The organism is Pseudomonas anguilliseptica (genome assembly GCF_021375795.1).
Classification (GTDB): Bacteria; Pseudomonadota; Gammaproteobacteria; order Pseudomonadales; family Pseudomonadaceae; genus Aquipseudomonas; species Aquipseudomonas anguilliseptica_A.
Map to the genome: position 1 here is coordinate 1 of NZ_JAEIOI010000021.1, position 323 is coordinate 323.

Annotated in this window: 1 protein-coding gene; it reads left to right on the plus strand. The window is 54.2% G+C overall.

The genetic code is table 11. From position 1 onward, the window contains the following. Positions 1-305: IS3 family transposase (locus tag IOD17_RS19275; RefSeq protein WP_233686625.1), on the plus strand; the 305-nt coding region annotated here is incomplete at its 5' end. Positions 306-323 lie beyond the last annotated feature (18 nt).

Below are 323 nucleotides of genomic sequence, written 5' to 3' on the forward strand. Positions count from 1 at the left end.
ACTCCGACCAGGGCAGTCAGTTCAGTAGTGCGGACTGGCAAAGCTTTCTCCGAGCCAACAATCTGACGAGCAGTATGAGTCGGCGAGGCAACTGTCATGACAACGCGGTCGCCGAGAGCTTCTTCCAGCTGCTCAAGCGCGAGCGGATCAAGCGCAAAATCTACGGGAGCCGCGACGAAGCGCGGAGCGATGTATTCGATTACATCGAGATGTTTTACAACCCCAAGCGACGACATGGTTTCGCTGAGAAGCTGTCACCGATAGAGTTCGAACGTCGTTATTTTCTGAGGCAGGATGGTCTCTAGAAAACCGGGGCCTATTCA